The organism is Actinomadura sp. NBRC 104412 (genome assembly GCF_030269515.1).
Lineage (GTDB): Bacteria > Actinomycetota > Actinomycetes > Streptosporangiales > Streptosporangiaceae > Spirillospora.
Window position 1 is genome coordinate 155,771 of sequence record NZ_BSTM01000012.1, and the last position, 21,299, is coordinate 177,069.

Consider the following 21,299-nt stretch of genomic DNA (forward strand, 5'->3'; position numbering starts at 1 on the left):
TTCGGCACGAATACTGTACGCATGGAAACCGGTGCAGGCCATTGTTCCCGGCGGCCATTCGGATATGCGCGCCGCAGATCTCGCATCCGATTTTTCAGCCGTCCGATGACGGCCCTTTCCGTTGCCGTTGCGCTGGCGGTGGCGGTGGTGGTCGGCGCATGGGCCGACGGGTCCCGTTCGTACGGGGAATGGCATCGGTACGGGGAATGGCATCAAGGCGCCGCGCTGGGGATCTTCGTCGGCTCTGGGCCCGATGCTCTGGTAAGAGTCGACTCCTTCGGCCGGTGGCTGGGCCGCCCCGTCACCGTCGGGCACACCTACCTGCCGGGCGACACCTGGTCGGGCATCGAGGGGCCGGAGGGGCTGATACGGCCGTGGGCGCGGTGGCGGCGCGCCGACCCGGCCAGGATGCTGGTGATCAACGTGCCGATGGCCGCGCCGAACGAGGCGGGCATGCCGGACGCGATGGTGGCCTCGTTCCTGCGCGGCGGCGCCTCCGGCTCCTACGACCGGCACTACCGTGTGCTGGCGGAACGGCTGGTCGCGGAGGGCGCCCAAGACGCGATCCTGGTGCTGGGGTGGGAGATGAACGGCGCCTTCTACAGCGGCCGGTGCGGCCCCGACCCGGAGGCGTGGAAGGCGTACTGGCGGCGGATCGTGGCCGCGATGCGGGGTGTGCAGGGGGCGCGCTTCCGGTTCGACTTCACCTTCACGCGCGGGCGCGACGCGGTGCCGTGGGCCCATTGCTACCCGGGTGACGACGTCGTCGACATCATCGGGTCCGACAGTTACGACCAGCCGAAGGGCGCGACGTTCGAGCAGCATGTGCGGGAGCCGTTCGGCCTCCAGGAGCACGCGGAATTCGCGACGCGGCACGGCAAGCCCATGTCCTTCCCGGAATGGGGATTGTTTCGCAACTCCGACAATCCCGATTATATCCGGGGAATGCATAAATGGATATCCGCGCACAATGTGCTCTACCAGACGATCACGGATTACTGCCCGCACGGCATCTGGCGGTGCGGCGCGAATCCCCGTTCGGCCGCCGCCTACCGGGAGTTGTTCGGCGCGAATCCGGCCCGTTCGGCGGGTTCCTGAAACTGGTTCTCGCCGGTGGCGACCCCGGCGGTGAGGGCGGCCAGCCGCGCCAGCGTGAGCGACAGGTCGTACCGTGCCGCCGTCCCCGCCGCCGCCCGCCCCTCCGCGTCGGTCTCGGCGGGACGCGACAGCCTGTGAACGATCGCGGCGGCCAGCGCCCCGGCGTCACACGGCGGTACGGCCGCCCCCACTCCGTCTTGGACGACCTCCGCGAGTCCCGGGATGTCGCTGCACACCAGGGAACGGCCACGGGCCAGCGCCTCCAGCGCGACTAAGGGAAGGCCCTCCCAGCGAGAGGGCACGACCACCACGTGAGCGGCGGCCAGCCAGTCCCTCGTGTCCGGAACCGCGGGAACGAGCAACACGCCGTCCCCATCACGCACCTGAAGCCGCAACATCCCATCGCCGTCACCGACAAGGGCCAGCAGCGCGTGCGGGCACTGCTCCCTGACCGTCGCCCAAGCCTCAAGGAGGATGTCCTGGCCCTTCTGCCGCGTGACACGTCCAACGCACACCGCCAGCGGCACGTCCTGCGGCACCCCGAGTGCGGCACGGGCCGCACGGCGGTCGTCGTCATCCGCCGGAGTGAACCTGCTGAGGTCCACTCCGTTGCGTATGAGCCGGTAGGGGCCATGAACCCCGGCGGCTTGGCCCTGGTGCAGTTCTCCTGCGCCTACACAGATGAGCGCGTCCGTGCGCCGACGCGCCGCGTACCGCTCCCACAGCAGGACGGCCTTCGCCCGCGGACCTGTGGCGGCGAGCCAGGACCACCCGTGCGGCTGGAAGATGGTCGGCGTCCCGTCCGCATAGTGGGGGAGGCGCCCGGCAAGGCCAGCCTTGGACGAATGCAGGTGCAGCACATCGGGTGCCAGTCGCCGCACGATCGACCAGAGGTCGCGGGCTTCCCGTAACGTGGACAGGCCAGGCGAACGCCCGGCATGCCAGGGCAACTGCAATACACCGGAGGCTTTCACACTCGCAGCAAGGTCGCCCTGAGGAGGACACGCCACCGCGACCTCCCAGCCACGCCGCATCTGGTCGGCGGCTATGTTGGCCACGCACACCGCCACGCCGCCCGCCACGGGCTGACTGACATGAAGCACACGCACAGGCAAGATTGGCTCAGCCATGGTTCGGTCCCGCGTGGCCGAGGTGGTGTTTACGGGTGGCACTCAGCCTTGCGTGGCAGCGGTCGGCTGCGGCGGGCCTGGTTAAGACCGGGACGCCCGCCAGCGCGGCGTCGCGGTACACGTCCACCTGCCAGCCCGAGTGGCCGACATGGACGCCGGTATTGGCATCGACATGGACGCCGGCATGGGCGTCGCCGGGGTTGAGCTCGATACGCGTCACTTCTTGGCCTCCGCGTAGTCCTCCTGCGAAGAAGCAGGGGGAGGGACCTGCGCGGTCTTCGGCGCCTGCGTCGGCTGCTGTGCCTGCATGTACTCGCGCCACGCGCGGATGTGCGAGGTCAGGCCCGTGGCGGCCACCAGTCCGGCGAGCAGCAGGCCCGTGGCGGTGCCCACCGCCACGCTCATCGTCAGGTTGGGAGCGCTAGGCGCGATGGGCGCCTCGGCTTGCGTCATGAGTGCGACGCGTACCCCTGTCTCCTGCTGGTGTGCGGTGCCGTATCGGACGAGCGCGTCGGCGGCAGCGTTGGCGTACTCGGCCGCACGCACCGGCGTGTCCGCCGTACCGGTGAGCCGCACGAGCGGAGCGTCGGGCGAGGAGGACGCCTGGAGGTTCCTGCGGGCGCGTTCCCGTTCCGAGGGCGGCAGGCCCTTGGACGACCAGGCCAGCGTCTCCGGCAGGGGAGCCAGCCGCGTGTACGCCTGCGCGAACTGCACCGCGGCTATGCCCGCGTCCGGCTGGCCGATGACGAGCACGAACGCCGTGGCCGTGTACGAGGGGGGCTTGAAGAGCCCGTAACCGAGCCCGCCGAGGAAGCCGACGAGGACGATCGCCAGGATCGCCGCGAACCGGCGGGCGGATCTGGCGAGCGGGGCGGGAACGGAAGGGCGGAACTTCGACATGGTCAGGGCCTTTCGTTGGAGTGAAGGTGGGTGCGGTGAGGCGGCGGGCGCGTCACGTCGTGGCGAGCACTCCGCCGGTCGCGGGACGGACGGCCGCGGGTCCGTCCCGGTAGAGGTCGACGAGCCTGGCCGCGTGCGACTCGGCGGAGTAGTGGCGCGCGACCGGCGGAAGGGGAAGCCGGAAATGCCCGTGACGCTCCAGGTCACCGAGCGCCCAGCTCCATGCCGCGGCCTCGGTGGGCAGTCTCCGCGCGCCCGGCGACAGCCGCGAAGGCAGGTCGTCCAGGGCGGGGCAGGTCGTGTAGAGGACGGGCAACCCGGAGACCAGCGCCTCCAGGACCCCCACCCCGAACGTCTCCTGGGTGGACGGGGCCGCGTAGGCGTCCATGGCGGCGAGCATCCCGGCGACCCCGGTCGTCTCGCCCGCGAACACCACGCGCCCCGCGACGCCGAGCCGCCAGGCCAGGTTTTCCAGCGCCGGCCGTTCCGGGCCGTCCCCGACGATGAGCAGCCAGGTCCGGGCCCATCCGTCCATGCCGGCGAACGCTTGGAGCAGCAGGTCGATGCGCTTGGTCGGCACCAGGCGGCCGGCCGTGCCGATGACGAACTCGTCCGGTTCGACGCCGAGCGCCTGGCGCGCCGCCACGCGGCGCGTCCGGTCGAAGGCGAACGCGGACACGTCCACGCAGTTAGGAATGGAGACCAGGCGTTCGGGCCGTACGCCCCACGCGAGAAGCCGCCGGGCCACGGTCGGGGAGACCGCGACCGTGGCGGCGCCGAGGCGTTCCGTCGCCATGTAGAGCATGCGCACGCCGCGTGTCGTGCGGCGTCCTTCGATGTGGCCGTCCCCAAGGGAGTGTTCGGTGGCGACGATGAGGGGTGCTCCGGCAAGGTGAGCCGCGATCCGTCCAAAGACACAGGCCCGGTACAAGTGGGTGTGCACGACGTCGTACCGTCCGCGCCGGATGAGCTGTACGAGCCTTGGCAGCGCCCCGAGGTCACGGTTGCTCCGCATGCCGACCTCGTGGACGGGAACGCCCTCAGCCTTCACGTCCTCACCGATGGGACCCGTGCAGGTGAGCACCGCGACTTCTGACTCGACGCGATGCGGGGGCATGTGCCGTAGGAGCAGCGCCAGTTGCCGTTCCGCACCGCCATGCCCCAGGCCGGTGATGATGTGCAGAACCCGTGTCATACGCGCACCAGCCACTGCAACTCGTGCCGTACGACCTTGGCGCGCAGCCGAAGTCTCCGGTCGCGTTCACCGATATAGGTACGGGCGAGCGCGTAACGGCCCGGCTCACTGGGACGGATCGCGCACGCGTAGTCGTACCTGGCGCGCTTGACCTCCTCTGCGTCGCGCGGACTGACGTCCCCATACGGGTAGGCGAAGCCCGTCACAGGCCGCTGCACGATGTCCTCAAGGATGAGCCGGCTGTTGCGCAACTCGTCCCGTACCGCCTCTGTGGACGCATCGGGAAGCGACACGTGGCGCACCCCGTGCGAGGCCACCTCCATGCCGTAGTCGGCGACCGCCTTGAGCTGGTCCTCGGTCATCAGGGACTTGGCTGGGCCGGTGTCCCAGCTGTTGAACGTCCCCACGTTCCCGGCGACCACGAAGACCGTGGCGGTGAAGCCGAACCGCATCAGCGCCGGCACCGCGCGGGTGGCGAAGTCCGCGTAGCCGTCGTCGAAGGTGAGCCCCACCAGCCCGCGCGTCCCGCCCTTGGCGTGCGCGTCCAGGAGCTCCCTGACGCTGACGCCGCGCAGCCCGCGGGTGTGCAACCAGCGCAACTGCTGCTCGAAACGCTCCGGTGTCACCGTCACCAGATGCGGGTCCTGCTCATAGTGGTCGACCGAGTGGTACATCAGGACCATCGGCATGGTCGTGATGGGATGGCCAAAGGTTTCAGGATCGTTCACGATGTCTCCCTCTTGGGACGACGCCTGCCGAGGACGAGCGCCGCGGCGTAGACGGCCGTCACGGCGGCGCCTCCCGCGACGAGCTGGACGAGCGGAGGGGCGGAGGCGATGGCGGGACCGCGGGTGACCGCCAGACCGGCCAGGCAGGCGGCGCACGCGGCGGCGAACAGCGTCCCGACGTCACGGCCGACGGCGCGGAACGAGATCGGCGCCACCCGCTTGCGCAGCACCACCAGCAGCGTCAGCGCGGCGACGGTGATCCCCGTGGCGTTCGCGGCGGCCAGCGCGGGAGTGCCCACCGTGCCGGCGAGGGCGGCGCCGAGCACGGCGGTGACGGCCAGGCCCCCGGCCATCGCCAGCATCGGGTGCCAGACGGGACGGCTCGCCGCGAAGAACGCCCTCGCGGAGAGGCCCATCATGGCCTGGCCCCAGACGCCCAGCATGTAGACGCGCAGCACCAGCGCCGTGCGGTCCGCGTCGTCCGCGGTGAACCGGCCGTGCTGGAACAGCAGCTCGATGACCTGCGGCGCGAGCGCCACCAGCGCGGCGGTCGCGTACAGCACGACGCCGCTGACGACGACCAGGTCGGACTCGACGCGGCGGCGCACCTGGTCCCGGTCGCCCCCGGCGGACGCGCGCGCCAGCCGGGGGAAGGTCACCGTCACCAGCAGCAGCGAGGCCACCATCGGCACCTGGCCGACCTTCTGCGCGTAGTTGAGATGCGAGATCGACCCGGCGGCGAGCCCGGAGCCGAGGAACCGCTCGACCAGCACCTGCGACTGCCTGGTGAGCGTGTAGAGCACGACGGCCACCGCCGCGCCCAGCACCCCGTCCCCGACCGAGGGACGGGCCGCGGGCCGCGAGCCGCGCAGGCAGCGCAGGAACGCCGGCGCCTGGACGACGATCATCAGCAGGCCGCCGCAGGCCACGCCCAGCGCCGCGCTGGTGATCCCCAGCGGCGCCGCGAACGCGGCGATCATTGTCAGGATGCCCGCGTTGTAGGCCAGGTAGATCGCGGCGGGCGGGCCGAAGCGGTGGTGCGCCCGCAGCGTCGCGCTCATGAACCCCGCGACACCGAAGGCGAGCACGGTCAGCGCGGTCAGCCGCACACAGCGCGCCGCCGGGCCCGGCTCGTCGAGTCCGGGGGCGAGCAGGCCCACCAGGTGCGGCGCCGCCAGCGCGATCGCCACCGTGACGGCCGCCAGCGCGGCGGCCAGCCGGGGCAGGAGGGACAGCACCAGCGGCCGCACCCCGTCGGGCTCCCGCAGCATCCGGGTCACGACCGGCACCATCACCAGCGCCATGGCGTCCTCGATCAGCAGCGGTGACACCGTCTCCGGGATCGTCCAGGCGACCAGGAAGGCGTCGGTGCCGCTTCCGGCCCCGAACCGGTGCGCCATGACCAGGTCGCGCAGGAACCCCAGGGCCGTGCCGCCGCCGACGAGCACCGCGGTCAGCAGGGTCGCGCGGCGGATCGAGGTGTCGTCGCGCGCGGGTCGCGTCCCGGCGGTGGCCGTCATGCCTGTGCGCTCCCCGGACGCCGCCACACCGTGGGACCGGCCGCGATCAGCCCGATCACGATGGAGACCAGGACGCTGCCCGCGCCGCCCAGGTCCGAGTACAGGAAGTCGATCAGTAGCGCGGTGAGGAGGCCGGCCGAGGCCAGCCACAGCGGGTCGCGCGGTGACCGGTGCGCGCACACGCCGTACAGCAGCGTCCCGAACAGGGTCAGCAGCCCGGCCAGCCCCAGCACGCCCTGCTCGGACAGGAACAGCATGTACTGGTTGTGCGGCGACAGCAGCGGCTGGCGGCGGTAGCCGCTGTCGTCGGCGACCTCGCCCGCCGACGACAGCTCGATCGGGGCGTAGGTGTCGCGGTAGGCGGGGAAGTTCTTCACGCCGACGCCGGTGATGGGATGGTCCTGCCACATCCCGGACGCGGCCGTCCACAGGCTGTAGCGGTCCACGACGGACTGGTCGGGCGCGTCGGTGATGTCGGCCAGCGACCGGGTCCTGTCGGCCAGCATGTCGAAACCGGGCCCGACACCCAGGCCGCCGGCCAGGACGATCAGCAGCGACACGGCGGTCACCGCCGTCCACAGGGCCAGCCGCACGCTGTAGGCGAACAGGACCAGCACCGCCGCCGCGCCGATGGCGATCCAGGCTCCCCGGCTGAGCCCCAGCGCCAGCGCCGCGGCCAGCACGAGCAGCGCCGCGGGCGCGAGGAGACGCAGCCGCCACGGCCCGGCCAGCAGGAACGACAGCGTGATGACCAGTGCGAGCCCGGCGACGACCGACAGGGCCATCACGTCGGTCCCGCCGAACGTGCCGACCGCCCGCACGTTCTCCCCGGCGTAGGAGGCGCCGTTGCCGGTGCGCGCCTGCCAGATGCCGTAGCACCCCTCGATCAGCCCGGCCGCCACCACGCCGCCCGCGGCGATCAGGGCGTCCCGCCGGTCCCTGACCAGGATCAGCACCGCCAGCGGCACCAGCACGAACAACTGCACGACCCGGATGAAGCCCGGCAGGCTCGCCGTGATGTCGGGCGAGCAGAGCGTGGCGAGCCCCGCCGCGACGACGAGCGGCCCGAACGCCCACAGCGCGCGGCGCGGCGGCGCGGACACCCCGCTGAGGACGGCCACCGTCGCGGCGAACACCAGCAGCAGGCCGGCGACGTCGGAGGGATGCACCTGGACGCCTACCCGCGCGCCCGTCTCGGCCAGGGGTCCTTCCGGGACGCACACCGTGAGGACGGCGGCGGCCACCAGCAGGCCCGGCCGCAGGGGCGACGCCCCCGTCACCGGGGGTCCTTCGCCAGCACGGCGCGGACGGTCAGCAGCAGGATCTTCAGGTCGCGGCCGAACGACCAGGTGTCGATGTAGCGGTTGTCGTACCTGGCCCGCAGCTCGATGGAGGTGTCGCCGCGCAGCCCGTTCACCTGGGACCATCCGGTGATGCCCGCGGGCATCCGGTGCCGCAGCCCGTACTCCGGGCAGCTCTCGGAGAACAGCCGGACGAAGTGCGGCCGTTCGGGGCGCGGGCCGACCAGGCTCATGTCGCCGCGGATGACGTTCCACAACTGCGGCAGCTCGTCCAGCGAGGTCGTGCGCAGGAACCGGCCCACCGGGCCGATCCGCGCGTCCCCGTCCACCGACCAGCGGGTGTCGGCCTCGTGGTCGTCGGCGGGACGCAGCGAGCGGAACTTCAGCAGGACGAACTGCCGCCCGCCGCGTCCGATCCTGCGCTGCCGGAACAGCACGCCGGGACCGCCTTCGATCCGTACCGCGAGCGCGCAGGCCAGCAGGACCGGCAGGGAGACCAGCAGCGCGGCGCCGGCGGCGACCACGTCGAAGAGCCGTTTGGCGGCGTGGGCCGCGCGTTCGCCCCGCCGCGGTCCGAGGCGGAGGAGGGGCAGCCCGGCCAGGTGCTCGATCCTCCCGCCCGAGACCAGGACGTCCGTCGTGGACAGGACGAGCAGGGTCTCGGCGGGCAGTGCCAGGGACGCGCGGACCACGGGCTCCAGGAGCGGGCGCTGTACGTCCTCCGCGCAGACCACGATGGTGACGCCGCCGGGGTGGGGGCTGAGGGAGCGCACCGCCTCCGGCAGGTCCTGCGGGCGGCCGAGCACCGGGAGTTCGGGTACGGGCGGGTCGTCCGGGTCGCCGGTGAGGATCTGGCCGGCCGGCGCGAGCCCGACGTCGCGGCGCCGCAGCAGGAGGCCCGCGACCTCGGCCGCGGTGGTGCCGGTGCCGACGACGATGGCGGGACGCGGCACCCGGCGGCGGCGCCGATGGGTGCGCAGCGCCGCGTAGACGAGCACCCGTCCCGACCCGGAGAACGCGCACCCCAGGAAGGTCGTCCACAGCCACAGCAGGACGGCCGGGCGCACCGCCGCGTGCGGGATGCCGCCCAGCGCCAGCGCGGCGACGAGCGCGGAACGGAGGAGCAGCGCGGGAAGGTCGTCCAGGAGGGAGGCCGCGCGGCGGAACCGGTACAGGCCACCGGCGGCGTTGAACGCCACGAACACCACGGCCGCGACCGCCGCGACCGCCCCGGGGGAGGGCCACGCCACGAGCGTCACCGCGACCGCCATGGCCGACGCGTCGGCCATGGCGAGAACGGGCGCGAACAGCGCCGGGAGAACCCGGGGACGGGCGAGCCGTCCGGTGCGAGGCCGTCGGGCACGGGGTGCCGGAACGGTCTGCGGCAGGCCGATGACGGGAGTGCTAAGCCCCTGAGAGCCCATCCGGTCGTCCTTTCTCAGAGGGCCGGCAACGCCTTTCTGATCAAGAAGTCTGACCCGCGGTCACCCGTCCGCCAGGAGACTCCACAGCTCATCAGCAGGGGATTTAAGAAAGGAGGACGCGCGCTTGGAAATGGCGGCGCAACGCCAATGACCGGCGATGCCGCCGGAATGCGATGATCATGAACAGCGCCCGTTCGCGGACGGCCTCTTGGGCATCAAATGGACGAAAATTGAGCCGCCGTCGCGTGGAATGAGGCGCCTTCGCGGGAATTCGCGGGCGCGGCCGCGCCCCCGCCGCGGTCAGATCATGTTCAGCAGGACGGCCAGGGTGTGCGCCTTGGAACCGCCGATCGCCAGATCCTTGGCCGCGTAGCCGAACAGGTGGTGCATCATCCGGTCGCGCAGCTCCTGGAACTGCGTGTAGTCGGGCTTCTCGAACAGGGCGGGGTCGTCCAGGTCGGCCGGGACGTGGTACGGCCTGGTCACCAGGACACGCCGCCGCGACGCCGCACCGGCCCCGTTGCTCAGGCCGGCCCCGTTGCTCTGGCCGGACCCGTTGTTCTGGTCAGGGGCTCTCTCCCGCGTGGCCGCTGTGGCGCCCAGGGCCGCGAGGCCGGCGCCCCCGGTGAGCGGGCCGGACGACGAGGCGCCGCCGCGGAACAGCCCCGGGTGGGCGATGCCGAACGCGACCGTGTGGATGGTGCGGGAGCGTCCCGTCACCGGGTCCGTGCCCGTGGCGCTGTCGACGCTGAGGTCGATCGTCGTGGAGTGGTCCAGCTCGAAGGAGTAGCGCACCCGCTGCGCGGTGATGAACAGCCGCGGCGCCACGTCCTCCCAGTCCTTCGGGTCGGCGCCGGGCCTACGGCCGAGGCCGTCGGCCAGGATGCGGGCGAACGCGTTGTCGATGGTGTCGTCGGCGAGGAAGGCGCGCAGCCGGGAGGGGTGGGCGTGCTCGATCAGGTGCACATGCGCGGCCAGCCTGATCCGCTCCCCGGGCGCCCCGGGCTTGCTCACGCTGCGGCCCTTCACGGTGAACAGGAACGCGCCGGGCTCGTCGTTGCCCAGTCGGCGGCGCCGCAGCACGATCGCGTTCCGCAGCAGGGTGAGCCCGGGAACGTCGTAGTAGATGTCGGTGCACCTGCGGACGTCCTCGGCCGACATCAGGCGGATGCCCAGCGCCTTGAGGTCGTCGGGCCGGGCGTAGAGCGCGCGCAGCTTGGCGACGACGGAGACGTGGTGCTCGCCGGTGATGAGGAACTCCGACTCGGCCTCCAGCGAGGTGGTCATCTCCATGCCCGGCTGGAGCAGGTCCTTGAAGGCGCGGTAGACCGGACGGGACTCGCGGAGGGGCTCGCCCGTGCTCCACGCGGACTTGCGGACCGACTCCGACTCCTTGAGGTCGTCGATGGTGATCGGCCGCAGGTCGATGCGGCCCGAGCCGTTCTTTTGCTCGGTCCCGCCGCTGTAGTACGCGGGCGCGTTGGGCCCGTTCTTGTTGTCCCACCATTCGGCGCGGATGCCCGCCTGCGGCAGGGCCCGCAGGACGGCGTCCCGCACCGGCGACCCCGTGGGGCGCCGCAGGTCGAGCAGCCTGGCCAGTTGGTTCCAGGTGTAGGACGCGGAGAAGGTGCACACGTTCTGGTCGGGCGGCGGGGTCAGCACGATCACGGTGTCCAGGTCGCGGCCGTCCGGCGCCTCCAGCGTCACCGGGATCAGGTCGTGCGGCACCGCGACGTGCTTCAGGTTCGACAGCACCGTGACCTGGAAGCTCAGCCCGTCCTCGTTGACGCTGTAGCCGTTGACGATCAGCCGGGCCAGGTCCGTGAAGCGGTGGTCCCGCGAGTACAGCGGCGGGGTCACGGTGGGACGGTTGGACAGGTCGGTCCCGAAGACCCGCTCCCGCGCGCGCTCGCGCATCCGGCGCAGGTAGGCGGGCGTGCGCTTGGCCTCCTGCTGGACGGGGTCGGGCGCGGCGGCGTCCGGGTGGACGGCGTGGCCGGGCTCGCGTCCCGGGGCGACGGGGCCGGCGGTCATCGACGGCGGCGCCGGGTCGGTGGGCGGTTCCGGGACGACCGCGCGCCGCCGGTACACCGTCATCCCGCTGATGGGGTCGGGAACGCCCGCGCAGCGGTAGTAGACGTAGCCGTTCGGCTTGACCTCCGATCCCGTGATCACGGTGTCGCCCGCCGCGGGGGTCCACACCTCGGTGCCTTCGGGGAGCGGCGGGTTGGTCCCGTCCACCGGCACGGGTGCGGGTGTCGACATGGTTTCCTCCCGATCGATCGAGGAGCCTCCGCGCGGCCGATGTGGCCGCCGCGCGAAGGACCTTGCCGGGGAGCGGCCCGTCCCTGACGCTCCACGGTGACCTTCAGAAAACCTGCGGAAAGGGGCCGGGGTTCTCCGGGCCCGGTACTCACGCCGCCCTCGCGGGCGCCGATTCGTTCCGCGCTTCCAGTCTTGCCCAGGACGGCCGCCGGGTCGCCGTTCCGGGAGCCCGTCGGCCGGTTCCGGCCGCCTGGTAACCCGTCCTGTAAAGGCCGTTTACGGCGGTGGAATGCGACAGTAAAGGGCCTTTGGCGGCGTGACGGCTTTCCCTGGTCGGAGTTCGGGACTGGCCGGATCCTCCGGAAGAATGACATTTTGTCCACTGTTGCCGCCGGGCGGGCCGGTGGAGAGTGGTCGTCGCCCCGAGACACTCCCCCGTCCCGTCCTGGAGGTCAGGTGTTCCATCGTCGCCGTGCCTGGATCCACCGTGCCTGGATCGTCGCGGCCGTCGCGTTCGTCGCGCTGATCGGCGCGGCCGGGTTCCGTGCCGCGCCCGGCGTCATGATGGTGCCGCTCCAGGACGAGTTCGGCTGGTCGCCGGCCACGACGTCGTTCGCGGTGTCGGTGAACCTGCTCCTGTACGGGCTGATCGCGCCGTTCGCCGCCGCGCTGATGGAGCGTTTCGGGCTGCGCCGGGTGACCGCGTGCGCGCTCGTGCTGGTGGCGGCGGGCAGCGGGCTCACGGTGTTCATGACCGCGAGCTGGCAGCTCGTGTTGTGCTGGGGCGTGCTCATCGGGGTGGGCACGGGGTCGATGGCGATGGTGTTCGCCGCGACGGTGGCCGGCCGCTGGTTCGTCAGGCACCGCGGCCTGGTGCTGGGCGTGCTCACCGCGGCCGGCGCGACGGGCCAGCTCGTCTTCCTGCCGCTGATGGCCTGGCTGGCGGACCGGTACGGCTGGCGCCCGGCCTCGCTGACGATGACGGTGGCCGCGCTCGCCGTGGTGCCGCTGGTCGTGCTGGTGCTGCGGGACCGCCCCGCCGACGTGGGACTGGCCCCGTACGGGGCCACGGAGATCGAAACGAGGCAGGAGCCGACGGGCAACGCGGCGCGGCTGGCGCTGTCGGCGCTGCGCCAGAGCCTGCGCAGCAAGGCGTTCTGGCTGCTGGCGGGCGGGTTCCTCATCTGCGGCATGTCCACCAACGGGCTGGTCAACGCCCACTTCATCCCGGCGGCGCACGACCACCACATGCCGGAGACCACCGCGGCCGGCCTGCTCGCGCTGATCGGGATCTTCGACATCGTGGGCACCGTCGGCTCCGGCTGGCTGACCGACCGGGTGGACTCCCGCAAGCTGCTGGCCTGGTACTACGGGCTGCGGGGGCTGTCGCTGCTGGCGCTGCCCGCGCTGTTCGGCGCCTCGGTGCGGCCCAGCATGCTGGTGTTCGTGATCTTCTACGGGCTGGACTGGGTGGCCACCGTCCCGCCCACCATCGCGCTGGCCCGCGAGGTGTTCGGTCCCGTGCGCGGCACGGTCGTCTTCGGCTGGATCTTCGCCTCGCACCAGCTCGGCGCCGCGATCGCGGCGGCGGTCGCCGGGATCCTCCGCACCGAGCTCGGCTCGTACACGATGGCGTGGTGGGGCGCGGCGGTGCTGTGCCTGTTCGCCGCCGGGATGTCGATGGGCATCCGCGGCCCCGGCACGGCGGAGCCTGCTGAGCCGCCCGTGGACGCGCCGCCGCGGAAGGTGCCCTACGCGTCCGCCGGGTAGGTCACGTCGATCCTCTCGGCCGGGACGCCGGTGGCGTCCCGCAGGATCCGCTGGAGCACCGGCTCGGGGACGATGCAGTCGGCGCAGCTCCCCGGGTCGGAGGTGATGACGACCCGCAGCCGGTCGCCGGACTCCTCGGCCCGCAGGTGGAAGCCGTCCGCCTCCAGGGTCGTGCGGATGGCGCGCAGGCTTTCGTCGAGTTCGATGGGCACCGGTGGCCTCCAGAGCGCTCGGTCGTCCCTCCAAACATGCAACATCGAGCCTGACGACCGCAAGATGCTCTGCCGTTATTTTTGCCCTCAGATCCGGGCCAGGTCGGCGAGGGTGTGGTGCATGGCCAGCCGCGCGGGCTCCGGGTCCTCGGCCGCGATGATCTGCCGTACGCGGAACTCCGCCAGCGGGCCGAGCGCGTCGTACACCGCGCCGAACACGCGCCGCGCGGACGCCCGCGGCCACCGGCCCGGCAGCAGTTCGGCGGGCAGCCCGGGGTCGCCGTTCATCAGCTCGCGCCAGTCCAGGATGAGCTCGGTACGGGCGCGCAGCGCGTCGATCGGGCTCACCGCGCCCCCGGCCGCGCGCTCCCGCCACACCTCCCAGTCGGCGATGAACCGCTCATACGCACTGCGCAGCGCGACCAGATCCCAGGCGCGGATCGGGTCGCCGCCCGCCGGGCTCGCCTCGCCGAGCGTCCCGGAGAACAGGGTCGCCGACTCGACGCCCAGCTCGGCCAGGACCTCCCTGACCTCCTCGTCGCGGGCGTACGGGGACACCCACAGGCCGTCGTACAGCGGCGCGTACCCCAGCCATCGCAACTGCTCGCGCAGCGCGTGCCGTGCCGCGCGGCGGTTCTCGGGGACGGAGAAGGCCACCAGCGCCCAGCGTCCGTCCCAGGACCCGGCCTCGCCGGACGGGTCGGCGCCGAACGCGGCGAGGCGCCGGCCGCCCTCGGCGAAGCGCGCGCCCGACAGCGGGGTCAGCGCGTAGTACGTGCGGCGACCGCGCTTCTCCACCCGCAGAAGGCCACGCCGTGCCTGCCGGTTGAGCGCGGCGCGGGCGCCGACCTCGGTCACGCCGAACTCGCCGAGCAGCGCGACCAGCGCGGCGGACGGCAGCGCCTCGGCGCGCTCGAACCAGTAGTCCCCGAGCAGCATCATCAGGAGCCGCTGCGGGCCGCGCGCCCTGGCGGCCATGCCCGTCGTCACGCTGCGGAGCGTATCAGCGAAGGGGAACGAATCCCCTGACACTCGTCACCACGTTGCCGCCCATCCCGGCGCGGCCGGTGCGGCGGAACGGCGGGACGATCGGGAGCGCCGCCTCGCCCGTCAGGGGGCGCTCTCCGGCGCTCCGCCGAGGGCGCCGGTGACCATCCGGGTGACCCGCTCCACGGTCTCGACCCCGGCGCCCATCGACGGATGCCGGTCGGACAGGACGGCGATCAGGTAGTCGTGGCGGGCGTCCCGTACCCGGCCGACGCTGTTGACCGTCCAGGCGCCGCCATCCGCCTTGCGGGGCAGCCAGCCGTTCTTCAGCGCGACCTCGGCGCCCTTCCCCGCGCACGCGCTCACCCCCCACGCCTGCTCCGGCGCCACGTCCGCCATCAGGCCCAGAAGGTGGCGGCGGTACGCCGCGCCGAGCGGTCCGCGCGGGCTCGCGAGCGCCGCCAGCAGCCTGACCTGGTCGGCGGCGCTGGTCGTGGTCACGCCCCAGGCGCCGCCCGGTCCGGGTTCGGTGTCGCGCAGGCCGAGCCTCCTGTTCGCCGCGCGCAGCCCCTCGGCCCCGCCGATCAGGGACCACAGCGCGTCCGTCGCGTCGTTGTCGCTCACCTTGATCGCCTGCGCGGCGAGCGCCTTCTCGGTGGACGTGAGCGCGCGGTCGTCCCGCTGCGCCCGGAGCATCAGCGCGGCCACGACATCGACCTTGACGACGCTGGCCGTGGCGGGCCGGTGCCGCCCGCCGTAGGAGAAGGACCGGCCGGTGGTCAGATCCTTGATCGCGACCGAGAGCCGCCCGGGGCGCCCGTTCAGGTAGCGCTCCAGCGCTCGGGACAGCTCCGCGCGGTCCGCCTTCGTCAGCACGGACGCCCGCGGTGGCGTGGACGGCGTGGGGGAGTGCGAGGGCATCATCGGCACCGGATCGAGCGGAGGATCGGCGGGAGCGAGGACGAGACGATTATCCGGCAGCGGGGCCACCGAGGACGCCACCACCACCAGGAGGCAGCCCAGCAGCGTGAGCGCGGCGGTCACCCGCGACGATCTGTGCGATCCGGTCATGGCGGGCATCCTTGCCATGCCGCCGTTACCCCGGTGTTAACACCCGAGCCCGTCGGGGACACCGCTGCGCCGAGGACCTGCCGAACCGCTGCGTCAAGGGCCCGTTCCCCGGACCATACACACTCGGAGCGGGTTCAGTGTGTATCCTTGCGCCCATGGCACGTCTGAACATCACGTTGCCCGACGAGCTCGCCGCCCGCCTCCAGGGCCTGGCCGAGGAGAAGAAGATCGCCTCGGTGTCGGGGTTCCTGGCCGAGAGCGCCCGGCTGAAGCTGGCCTACCTGGAGGACGCGGTCGCCGTCGACGACCTCTTCGGCCCGCCGGGTCCCGACGAGCAGGCCCTGGTCGACCGGCTGGTCGACCGCGGCCGCGACGTGGCGTGATCACCGGGCACGTCTTCGACGCGACGGCCCTGCTCGATCTGGCCACCGGCAAGACCATCTACCTGCGTGCCCGGCTGCGTGCCTCCATCGCCCAGCACGCGACGATCGTGCTGCCCGCCGCCGCCCTGGCCCGTGCGTGGCAGCTCGTCCCCGACCACGGCCGCTCGGTCCTGGAACGGCTTCCCCGCCTCCAGGTCGTCCATGTGGACGACCTCGACGAGGTCATTGCCCAGCAGACGGGGCTGCTCGCGGCCATCGCGAGCGACCTGCCCGCGGACGCGGCACAGGCCGCCTGGTCCGCGCGGTGGCGCCGCTGGCCGCTGCTCACCGCCACACCCGAGGCGTACTCGTCCATCCCCGGCGTCCAGGTGGAGCCCATCCCGTAGGCCGGGGACGGACGGGTCAGCAGCTCATCGTCGTCAGCAGCTCATCGTCCAGGAGCATTCGAGGTTCTGCGCGCCGGCGGGCACCCGCCGGGCGATGACGGTCCGGTCGGACGCGGGCCCGCCGGCCAGCCGGATCGCGATCCGGTCCTCGATGTCCTTGGGCGCCCCGCCCTGGTAGCCGTTGAAGACCACCGAGAAGACCAACCGCCGTCCTGAGGGGTCCCGCACGTAGCCGGACAGCGCCGTCGCGCCGGTCAGCGTGCCGGTCTTGGCGTGCACGTTACCGGCCGCCGGCGTCCCGGCCATCCGGCTCGCCAGCGTCCCGCCGACCATCGGGTCGGGGTCGCCCGCCACCGGCAGCGCGTGGTACCAGGCGGGGAACCAGCTCTTGGACTGCGCCTTCCTCAGCACCGTGGCCAGGTCGAGCGGGGTGGTCCGGTTGGAGCGGGCCAGGCCCGAGCCGTCGGTCATGTCCAGCCGCGAGGCGGGCACGCCCTGGGCCGCCAGGTACTTCTCGATCACGGGTAGCCCCGCGTCCCAGCTTCCCTCGCCGCGCTTCTCGCGGCCGATCGCCTTCACCAGGATCTCGGCCATCATGTTGTTGCTGAGCTTGAGGAACGGCGTCATGAGCCGGGACAGCGGCATGGATGAGCGGGACGCGAGCCGCTGCGCGCCGCGGGGCGTGCGGCCGGGCGAGGTCGTCCCGTCGACCCGGACGCCGCGCGCCTCCAGCGCCTTGCGGAACACGTCCGCCGCGTACAGGGCGGGCTCCTCGACCGTGCGCAGCGCCTCGACGGCCGCGCCGCCGGACGGGTGGGAGCCGGTGATCACGAGGGTGTTCGCCCCGGCGGGCCGGTCGATCCGCAGGGTGGACGGACTGCCCGTGGCGCCGGTGACCGCGCGGTTGTCGATCTTGACGACATCGGTCGCGGGGGTGAGCGCGACCCGGACCGGCGCGCCCTGCTCGCCCGGCGTCACCGTCACCTTGACGGTCCCGGAGTTGAACTCGTCGTCGGGCGAGATCGTCAGCGCGGAGATCTGGGCGGCGTAGGCGAAGGGGAAGTCGGTGGGGTCCCAGTCGGGGGAGGTCCGCTGGGCGTCGAACCAGGTGTCGTCGGCGATCAGGTCGCCGGTCACCCGGGTGATCCCCCGCTCGGCGACCCGCGCGGCCAGCCGGTCGTACTCGGCGGCCCGCATCGTGGCGTCGCCGGTGCCCCGCAGGTACAGGTCGCCGTGGACGGTGGAGCCGCGGACGTTCCGCGCGTACACGCCGGTGTGGAACCGGTAGCCGGGCCCGAGGAGCGCGAGCGCCGCCACCGAGGTGTGGATCTTGTTGTTGGACGCGGGCATCAACCCGGACGCGGGGGCGCGGGAGTACGCCACCTCGCCCGTCCTGGCATCGCTGACCAGCACCCCGACCGCGGCCCCGGCGAGCCGTTCGTCGGCCAGGATCGCATCCAGATCGGCCTTCAGATCGGTCGCCCGGACGACGCCGGGCGCGGACCGTGTTGGGACGGCGTGTGCCGCGGGCACCGCCGTCGCCACCGTGAGGGCGCTACTTCCCAGTAGCGCCGCCAGCACACCACCCAGTGAACGACGCGTGATCATGCCGCCGACACTAGGGGCGCGAGCCTCTCCGCGCCCGCCGTTCGACGGATGTCGTATACCGCGCGGGGCACCGCGCGACGGCTAGGTGGACGCGGCCGTCGCGTGGCTGGGTGAGCGCGGCGGTTCCGCCGGGGGTTCGTCCGGCTCGGGTGCGCGCCGCTCGGGCAGCACGTAGACGAACAGCGCGATCACGACGAACGAGGAGAACGCCCACCACACGTGCGTGTCGCGCCAGGCGAACTCGTCCAGGCGGGACATGTAGAGATAGCCGAACGCCGCCCACAGGCCGCTGACGGTGATGACGGGCAAGGTGCCGCGCCGCGACAGCATCAGCAGGTAGGGGATCGGCCAGAGCAGGTACTGGGTACCGAACCGGTAGGTCACGATGAGAAAGACCAGCAGCAACGCGAGGGTCAGCCTGATCGGGCCCGCCTTGCGCCACCACCACGCGGCGGCCAGCAGCCCCAGCACCAGCACCGGCATGCCGATGCTCCCGAACCCGGGCTCCACCGCCTGGCGCCCTCCGGTCACCAGCGCGGTCCACCCCCAGTCGCCGATCACCGCACGCGCCGACAGCGACTTGGCCACCGACTCGGGCAGCTCGCGCACCGGGGTGCCAAGCAACGGCACGCTGCTGACCAGGAACGCGAGCGGGACGAACGCCGTCCAGCCGAGCACGCCCAGCCGGGCCCGCCACCCGCGCGTGGTCATCAGCACGCCGGGCAGCAGCAGCGCCGCCCAGTTCGCCGTGGTCACCGACAGCCCGATGAGCAGGCCCGTCAGAGAAACGCGGCCGTTGCGGGCGGCCGGCAGGGCGGCGATCCCCAGCGCCAGCGTGATCGGCGGGAACTGGCCGTGCAGCGCGGACACCATCAGGACGGGAGGCGCGCACGCGTACTGGAAGGCGTGCCTGGCGCCGCGCCCCGGATCGCCTTCCCGGCCCTCGGTGAGCTTCGCGACAAGGGGGATCAGGGCCAGGTCGGCCAGGACGGGGACCACCCGTCCCATCACCGTCCAGGGAATTCCCAGGAAATTCCCAAGCTCCCGCATCCCGGCGAGGAGATAGGCCAGCATCGGCAGGAAGTGCCAGCCGCCTTCTCGCAGGTAGACCAGGGGATCGCGGCCGTCGAGAACGGTGTCGGCGGTGGACTTGAAGTCCTCGGCCATGTCCCAGGGCTGCCAGGGGTCCTGGACGGCGACGACCATGACCACCACCCGCAGCACCGCACCCGTTCCCAGCGCGACCACCAGCGGCGGCGCCCACCCCCCGCGGTGCGCGAGCAGGGCGAGAATAAGGCCCGCTACCAGGGGCAAGCCCATCACCAGAACATGGATCACAGGTCGTCCTCCCTCCGCGGTCATCATGCCAACGCGGGCGTCGATCGTCGATTCGCGTCTTTGGCACGCGAGACGGTCCGTTAGGGTCGGCGGTCGTAAGGGTCCACGAGTGCAGCGGGTGAACGCCGATGACAGATGTGTCCATTGCCCCTTTGCCGGAACAGCGTGACGGCGGGGAGGGCACCGGTCTCGACGGCGCGCGGGTGCTGGTCACCGGGGGATCGGGCTTCATCGGAAGCCGCCTGGTGGACGCCCTGCTGGCCGCCGGGTCCGAGGTGGTGGTCGTGGACAGGAACCCGCATCCCGATCCCGCCGTGCGCTCGGTGGTGGGCGACCTGTGCGACCCGGACGTGCGCCGCGCCGCCGTCACCGGGGACCTGGACGGGATCGTGCACCTGGCCGCGGTCACCTCGGTGCTGCGCTCGGTCGAGGACCCGGCCGGCGTCTACCGGTTGAACGTGGACGCCACGGCCGCCCTGCTGGAGCTGGCCCGCGAGTCCGGCGTCCCCCGCGTGGTGTTCGCCTCGACCAACGCGGTGACCGGCGACGTCGGCAGCACCCCGATCAGCGAGGACCTGCCGTTGCGCCCGCTCACCCCGTACGGCGCGACGAAGGCGGCCGTGGAGATGCTGCTGAGCGCGTACTCCGGCGTCTACGGCATGCGGACCTGCGCGCTGCGCTTCGCCAACGTCTACGGCCCGGGGATGAGGCACAAGGACAGCTTCGTGCCGCGCCTGATGCGGGCCGCCGCGTCCGGCACGGGCGTCCAGATCTACGGGGACGGCGAGCAACTGCGCGACTACGTCCACGTGGACGACGTGGTGCAGGGCGTGCTGCTGGCCTGGCGCACCGGGCACATCGGCCCGCTCGTCATCGGCTCCGGGCTGTCCACCAGCGTCAACGACCTGATCGAGGCCGCCCGGGAGGTCACCGGCGCGCCGATCCCCGCCGAGCACGTCCCGGCGAAGGCGGGCGAGATGCCCGCAGTGGTGCTGGACATCACCAAGGCCCGCTCCCTGGGCTACGAGCCGAGCCACGACCTGGTGTCCGGCATGAAGACGGTCTGGCCTGACTTCGCACCCGTGGAGGTCGGATGAGCGAGGCGATCGATCCCCAGGCGGAGGCGCCCGGCGACGTCGACGAGGCGGCGCTGGCCGCCTTCACCGCCGAGTACGGGACCCGGCTGCCCCCGGTGGCGATCGTCATCGCCGCCTACAACGAGGAACGCGGCATCGGCGCCGTCGTCGACTCCATCCCGGAGACGATCTCGGGCCATGAGGCCGCCGTGATCGTGGTGGTGGACGGCTCGACCGACGGCACCGCCGCGATGGCCCGCAAGTACGGCGCGCTGGTATGCGACGTCCCGGTGAACCGCGGCCAGGGCGCCGCGCTGCGGCTGGGCTACCGCATCGCCCGCGAGGGCGGCGCCGAGTACATCGTGACCACCGACGCCGACGGGCAGTACGACTCGGCACAGATCCCGGTGGTGCTGGAGCCGGTGCTGCGCGGCGAGGCCGACTTCGTCACCGGCTCCCGCCGGCTGGGCCGGCAGGAGACCTACGACCGGGTCCGCCGCCTCGGCGTCCACGTGTTCGCCTGGCTGGTGAGCCGGCTGACGGGGCAGCGCATCACCGACACCACGTTCGGGATGCGCGCCATGCGCGCCGAGGTGACCGCCGCGGTCACGCTGGAGCAGCCGCAGTACCAGGCGTCCGAGCTGCTGATCGGCGTGATCTCCAGGGGCTACCGGGTGCGGGAGGTGCCGGCGACGATGCGCCGCCGCGCCGCCGGGACCACCAAGAAGGGCGGCAACCTGGTCTACGGCTACCGGTTCTCGCGGGTGGTCGTGGGGACCTGGTGGCGGGAGCGCCGCGCTAAGAGGCGCGCCACGTCCCGCCGGGGGTCGCCGGGCTCGGTGCCGTCGCCCGAGCCCGCGAAGACGAAGTAGTGGAAAACCATGAACTTCACCACGAACAGCATCCC

20 protein-coding genes are annotated in these 21,299 nt (G+C 72.4%); 6 read left to right on the plus strand and 14 right to left on the minus strand.

Going from position 1 to position 21,299, the window contains the following annotated elements; translation table 11 throughout:
• Nucleotides 1–21: 21 nt before the first annotated feature.
• Nucleotides 22–1,098 (plus strand): glycoside hydrolase family 26 protein, encoded by a 1,077-nt coding sequence (locus QSK21_RS17380; protein WP_285696991.1) that lies wholly within the window; start codon nucleotides 22–24, stop codon nucleotides 1,096–1,098.
• On the opposite strand, the gene QSK21_RS17385 is transcribed toward QSK21_RS17380, so the two are convergent.
• From QSK21_RS17385 to QSK21_RS17425, 9 genes are all read right to left on the minus strand, one after another.
• Entirely contained in the window at nucleotides 1,050–2,207 is a 1,158-nt protein-coding gene (locus tag QSK21_RS17385) for a glycosyltransferase (protein ID WP_285696992.1), read from the minus strand. The two genes, QSK21_RS17380 and QSK21_RS17385, sit on opposite strands and share 49 nt — an antisense overlap.
• A gap of 13 nt (nucleotides 2,208–2,220) precedes the next feature.
• Complete coding sequence (locus QSK21_RS17390; RefSeq protein WP_285696994.1) at nucleotides 2,221–2,448, minus strand: hypothetical protein; 228 nt, start codon at nucleotides 2,446–2,448, stop codon at nucleotides 2,221–2,223.
• Complete coding sequence (locus QSK21_RS17395; protein ID WP_285696995.1) at nucleotides 2,445–3,128, minus strand: Wzz/FepE/Etk N-terminal domain-containing protein; 684 nt, start codon at nucleotides 3,126–3,128, stop codon at nucleotides 2,445–2,447. The genes QSK21_RS17390 and QSK21_RS17395 overlap by 4 nt, the downstream gene beginning before the upstream one ends.
• 52 nt (nucleotides 3,129–3,180) lie before the next feature.
• The gene (locus QSK21_RS17400; RefSeq protein ID WP_285696996.1) at nucleotides 3,181–4,323 is read right to left on the minus strand and encodes a glycosyltransferase; all 1,143 of its coding nucleotides are present in this window, start codon (nucleotides 4,321–4,323) and stop codon (nucleotides 3,181–3,183) included.
• Nucleotides 4,320–5,051 carry a polysaccharide deacetylase family protein gene (locus tag QSK21_RS17405; protein WP_285696997.1) on the minus strand — a complete coding sequence of 244 codons (732 nt, stop codon included), beginning with the start codon at nucleotides 5,049–5,051 and terminating at the stop codon, nucleotides 4,320–4,322. The genes QSK21_RS17400 and QSK21_RS17405 overlap by 4 nt, the downstream gene beginning before the upstream one ends.
• Complete coding sequence (locus QSK21_RS17410) at nucleotides 5,048–6,571, minus strand: lipid II flippase MurJ (RefSeq protein ID WP_285696999.1); 1,524 nt, start codon at nucleotides 6,569–6,571, stop codon at nucleotides 5,048–5,050. The genes QSK21_RS17405 and QSK21_RS17410 overlap by 4 nt, the downstream gene beginning before the upstream one ends.
• Nucleotides 6,568–7,851, minus strand: a complete 1,284-nt coding sequence (locus QSK21_RS17415; RefSeq protein ID WP_285697003.1) for an O-antigen ligase family protein — start codon at nucleotides 7,849–7,851, stop codon at nucleotides 6,568–6,570. Before QSK21_RS17415 ends, QSK21_RS17410 begins: the two co-directional genes overlap by 4 nt.
• A complete protein-coding gene (locus tag QSK21_RS17420; protein ID WP_285697005.1) occupies nucleotides 7,848–9,296 on the minus strand; it encodes a sugar transferase in 1,449 nt (482 codons plus the stop codon). Before QSK21_RS17420 ends, QSK21_RS17415 begins: the two co-directional genes overlap by 4 nt.
• Nucleotides 9,297–9,596: 300 nt before the next feature.
• Complete coding sequence (locus tag QSK21_RS17425; RefSeq protein WP_285697008.1) at nucleotides 9,597–11,561, minus strand: CYTH domain-containing protein; 1,965 nt, start codon at nucleotides 11,559–11,561, stop codon at nucleotides 9,597–9,599.
• A 456-nt stretch (nucleotides 11,562–12,017) separates the two neighbouring features.
• On the opposite strand from QSK21_RS17425, the gene QSK21_RS17430 reads away from it, so the two are divergent.
• On the plus strand, nucleotides 12,018–13,331 hold the full coding sequence (locus QSK21_RS17430) for an MFS transporter (protein WP_285697010.1): 1,314 nt from the start codon (nucleotides 12,018–12,020) through the stop codon (nucleotides 13,329–13,331).
• Here QSK21_RS17430 and QSK21_RS17435 read toward each other — a convergent pair.
• The 3 genes from QSK21_RS17435 to QSK21_RS17445 all read right to left on the minus strand — a co-directional run bounded on the left by QSK21_RS17435 (nucleotide 13,313) and on the right by QSK21_RS17445 (nucleotide 15,601).
• Nucleotides 13,313–13,543: a hypothetical protein gene (locus QSK21_RS17435; RefSeq protein WP_285697012.1), complete on the minus strand. Its 231-nt coding sequence runs from the start codon at nucleotides 13,541–13,543 to the stop codon at nucleotides 13,313–13,315. The genes QSK21_RS17430 and QSK21_RS17435 overlap by 19 nt on opposite strands.
• A gap of 87 nt (nucleotides 13,544–13,630) precedes the next feature.
• Entirely contained in the window at nucleotides 13,631–14,533 is a 903-nt protein-coding gene (locus tag QSK21_RS17440) for a PaaX family transcriptional regulator (RefSeq protein ID WP_285697013.1), read from the minus strand.
• Nucleotides 14,534–14,653: 120 nt separating this feature from the next.
• Entirely contained in the window at nucleotides 14,654–15,601 is a 948-nt protein-coding gene (locus tag QSK21_RS17445; RefSeq protein WP_285697016.1) for a serine hydrolase, read from the minus strand.
• Between the two features lie 155 nt (nucleotides 15,602–15,756).
• Here QSK21_RS17445 and QSK21_RS17450 point away from each other — a divergent pair, with 155 nt between their 5' ends.
• The gene (locus QSK21_RS17450; protein WP_285697017.1) at nucleotides 15,757–15,984 is read left to right on the plus strand and encodes a ribbon-helix-helix domain-containing protein; all 228 of its coding nucleotides are present in this window, start codon (nucleotides 15,757–15,759) and stop codon (nucleotides 15,982–15,984) included.
• Complete coding sequence (locus QSK21_RS17455; RefSeq protein ID WP_285697018.1) at nucleotides 15,981–16,370, plus strand: hypothetical protein; 390 nt, start codon at nucleotides 15,981–15,983, stop codon at nucleotides 16,368–16,370. Before QSK21_RS17450 ends, QSK21_RS17455 begins: the two co-directional genes overlap by 4 nt.
• Nucleotides 16,371–16,403: 33 nt before the next feature.
• Here QSK21_RS17455 and dacB read toward each other — a convergent pair whose 3' ends face one another.
• Both dacB and QSK21_RS17465 read right to left on the minus strand, forming a co-directional pair.
• Complete coding sequence (dacB, locus tag QSK21_RS17460) at nucleotides 16,404–17,978, minus strand: D-alanyl-D-alanine carboxypeptidase/D-alanyl-D-alanine endopeptidase (RefSeq protein WP_285697019.1); 1,575 nt, start codon at nucleotides 17,976–17,978, stop codon at nucleotides 16,404–16,406.
• Between the two features lie 81 nt (nucleotides 17,979–18,059).
• Nucleotides 18,060–19,298: a hypothetical protein gene (locus QSK21_RS17465; RefSeq protein ID WP_285697021.1), complete on the minus strand. Its 1,239-nt coding sequence runs from the start codon at nucleotides 19,296–19,298 to the stop codon at nucleotides 18,060–18,062.
• Nucleotides 19,299–19,468: 170 nt separating this feature from the next.
• On the opposite strand from QSK21_RS17465, the gene QSK21_RS17470 reads away from it, so the two are divergent.
• Together QSK21_RS17470 and QSK21_RS17475 are read left to right on the plus strand one after the other, a co-directional pair.
• Nucleotides 19,469–20,413, plus strand: a complete 945-nt coding sequence (locus tag QSK21_RS17470) for an NAD-dependent epimerase/dehydratase family protein (RefSeq protein WP_285697023.1) — start codon at nucleotides 19,469–19,471, stop codon at nucleotides 20,411–20,413.
• A complete protein-coding gene (locus QSK21_RS17475; protein WP_285697025.1) occupies nucleotides 20,410–21,264 on the plus strand; it encodes a glycosyltransferase family 2 protein in 855 nt (284 codons plus the stop codon). Before QSK21_RS17470 ends, QSK21_RS17475 begins: the two co-directional genes overlap by 4 nt.
• Nucleotides 21,265–21,299 lie beyond the last annotated feature (35 nt).

What these genes read in the sequence shown, in the direction of transcription:
- QSK21_RS17450 (WP_285697017.1), top strand. Translation starts at nt 15,757, where the DNA reads ATGGCACGTCTGAACATCACGTTGCCCGACGAGCTCGCCGCCCGCCTC.
- QSK21_RS17420 (WP_285697005.1), bottom strand. Translation starts at nt 9,296, where the DNA reads ATGGGCTCTCAGGGGCTTAGCACTCCCGTCATCGGCCTGCCGCAGACC.
- QSK21_RS17410 (WP_285696999.1), bottom strand. Translation starts at nt 6,571, where the DNA reads ATGACGGCCACCGCCGGGACGCGACCCGCGCGCGACGACACCTCGATC.
- QSK21_RS17445 (WP_285697016.1), bottom strand. Translation starts at nt 15,601, where the DNA reads ATGACCGGATCGCACAGATCGTCGCGGGTGACCGCCGCGCTCACGCTG.
- QSK21_RS17465 (WP_285697021.1), bottom strand. Translation starts at nt 19,298, where the DNA reads ATGGGCTTGCCCCTGGTAGCGGGCCTTATTCTCGCCCTGCTCGCGCAC.
- dacB (WP_285697019.1), bottom strand. Translation starts at nt 17,978, where the DNA reads ATGATCACGCGTCGTTCACTGGGTGGTGTGCTGGCGGCGCTACTGGGA.
- QSK21_RS17475 (WP_285697025.1), top strand. Translation starts at nt 20,410, where the DNA reads ATGAGCGAGGCGATCGATCCCCAGGCGGAGGCGCCCGGCGACGTCGAC.
- QSK21_RS17380 (WP_285696991.1), top strand. Translation starts at nt 22, where the DNA reads ATGGAAACCGGTGCAGGCCATTGTTCCCGGCGGCCATTCGGATATGCG.
- QSK21_RS17395 (WP_285696995.1), bottom strand. Translation starts at nt 3,128, where the DNA reads ATGTCGAAGTTCCGCCCTTCCGTTCCCGCCCCGCTCGCCAGATCCGCC.
- QSK21_RS17400 (WP_285696996.1), bottom strand. Translation starts at nt 4,323, where the DNA reads ATGACACGGGTTCTGCACATCATCACCGGCCTGGGGCATGGCGGTGCG.
- QSK21_RS17425 (WP_285697008.1), bottom strand. Translation starts at nt 11,561, where the DNA reads ATGTCGACACCCGCACCCGTGCCGGTGGACGGGACCAACCCGCCGCTC.